Genomic DNA, 2,760 nt, shown 5'->3' with positions numbered 1-2,760 from the left:
TGTTCGGCTTTCAGCCTCGGTTCGTCGCCTTTCTTTAAGCTGAACCCGTTTCAGATTCTATTAAATCCTCATCATTCATTTGATGAGGATTTTTTTGATTTTAACTGAATTTTGATGAGTCATCTTCGCGCAACTCAAAAACAGATTTAGGATCACTGTAATGTGATACGGAATACCTCAAATTTAAGGATTTTTTGATTTGTTTAACGATCCTAATTCGTATCAATTATAACAGATAATATTTAGTAAATACATATTCTTTTATTAAATCAAGTATTTTTTGTTTTTAGATTTTTTTAAAATTAAACAAAATAAAAAAATTATTGAATAATATTTAGTTAATTGTATTATAGAGATTTGTCTTATAATTATATTTTTCCTTGAAAAATTTAGTAATAAATTGGCAACTTAGTTAAAGTTTTATTAAATTTTGATTCTCTCTCTCGAAATAAATACCTACTTTTATTTTTTAAATTATTAATCGTTTATTTATAACTATTAACAATAAAATTCATTTTATGAAAAATAAATTACTTTTATTTTTACTATTTCATTTGTTATTGGGTAATAAATTAAGTGCAAAAAATTTGGTTGATGTTGTAAATACCTGTAATGTAAATTTTGAATTAGTAACAACGATTGTTTCTTCAGATACAATAAAAAAATATAAGAAAACATCGAAGGTTTCAAGAACTATTGCTCTTTTATCTCCCCCTTCAACAACTGCAGGTAGTTCTTGCGGAGATGGTATTAGCCCAGTGCAAGTTAATGTTTATGCCTTCGGTAATAATAGTTCTGAAACTATTGAGTGGTTCATATCTCAAACATCAGTAAGTCCAATATATATCGGGACTGTTTATAGTCCAAGTATTATTACAACTAAAACGTACTACGTACGTAGCCGATCTGGAAGTGATGCCAGTACACGTGTACCAGTTGTAGCATCAGTTTATTTTGCACCTCCAGCAGTTACTTTAACAGCTTCTCCAGTAAATAATACTACAAGTCCATTGTGTTTAGGAACGTCTGTTACTTTTACAGCCTTCGGTGGAGCTGATTTGTTTGAATTCTCTGTTGATGGTGTTGTAATGCAGGGTATGTCTGCAAGTAAAACATTTATAACTAACACTTTAACTGACGGGCAAGTTGTAAGGGTGCGAACAAGATACGCGGTAAGTATGGATGGAGTTATTACTGAAAAAACATGGGGAACGGGATCTTTAGAAGATAATCTTCTTTCAGCACCATTATCAGCTGATGCGTCAACTGGATATATTAATTCACTAAAAATTAGTGCTTCTGAGGATAAAATGGTTTTAGGTGTTGCAGGTAAAGTTCAAAATAATAGAAGTTTATTGTTATTTCTAGACACAAAACCAGGGGGTTTTAATATTTCAAATTATGGTGATGAAGCAGGTTTAGATCCTTTAGTTAGGTCTTTTAATCTTTTTAATAATAATCCTAGTACATTCGATTCGTATTTTCAAGCGGATTATTGTCTAGTTATTTCGACAGATATTGGAGAAACTAATTATTATGCGAATGTTGTAGAATTAAAAACAGGAACTTCTATTAAAACCTATTTAGGAAGTGCTGCTACAGGATTTCCTTCATCTATAATGGGTGTTGATAAAAATAATATAGGTATTAATGATTATAATCTAGGTTTTGAAGTTGAAGTTTTAAAATCTCTAATTGGTTATACCACAGGTGATATTAAGTTTTTTGCTTTAACTATGAATGATAGAGAAGACGGTAGTCAAACAGTTACCAATTCTTTTTTAAGTCCAGAAAGAACTAGTAATTTAAATTATGGGATAGGTTCAACAGATTATAATTTGAAAGATCCAAATCCGGTAGTAGTTTCTTCAGCTGCATTAACGCCTTGTTATTCAGAGACAAGTATTATGATGAATTTTGTTTCTGTTCCAACAGCGGTTAGTGTAATACAGCCTACATGTGCTTTGCAATCTGGTACTATTATTGTAGCTATACAACCAGGTGTAGAGTATAGTATAGATGGTTTAGTTTATCAAGATTCTAATGAGTTTTCAGGACTGGCTCCAGGCAATTATACGTTGTATGTTAGAAATAAATTAGACAATACTTGTGTTGTTTTATCAACAACTACTATTTTAGTTAATCCAATCCCGACTCCTCCGATTGCTCCTACCACAGCGAGTGTTACCCAGCCGATGTGTGCAAGGCCATCAGGAAGTATTACGATAACTTCGCAAACAGGAGTGGAATATAGTTTGAATGGCACAACATATCAGGTTTCTAATACCTTCACAGGATTGACTCCAAATAATTTTACTTTGTATGTTAGAAATGTAGCAGATAATAGTTGTGTAACTTCATCTGCGTCAGCCATAACAATTAATGCTATTCCGAATCCTCCAGTAGTTCCAACAACAGCTAGCGTAGTTCAACCAACTTGTGGGGTGCCATCAGGAAGTATTGTAATAACAACACAAACTGGAGCAGAGTATAGTTTGAATGGTTCAGTATACCAGGCTTCAAATACCTTCACAGGATTGGCTCCAAATATTTTTACTTTGTATGTTAGAAATGTAGCAGATAATACTTGTGTAACTTCATCGGCATCAGTAACAACAATTAATGCGTTGCCGATTCCCCCAATAGTTCCAACAACAGCTAGCGTAGTTCAACCAACTTGTGGGACACCATCAGGAAGTATTGTAATAACAACACAAACTGGAGCAGAGTATAGTTTGAATGGTTCAGTATACCAGGCTT

Annotated in this window: 1 protein-coding gene; it reads left to right on the top strand. The window is 32.7% G+C overall.

Annotated elements, in window-relative coordinates:
- Nucleotides 1-518: 518 nt before the first annotated feature.
- On the top strand, nt 519-2,760 hold a 2,242-nt coding region (locus ACM55K_RS17405; protein ID WP_416851601.1), incomplete at its 3' end, for a hypothetical protein.

The organism is Flavobacterium arabinosi, assembly GCF_048158725.1.
Taxonomy (GTDB): Bacteria; Bacteroidota; Bacteroidia; order Flavobacteriales; family Flavobacteriaceae; genus Flavobacterium; species Flavobacterium arabinosi.
The sequence above is the reverse complement of the archived record's forward strand: the minus strand, read 5'-3'. Positions and strand labels throughout refer to the sequence as shown.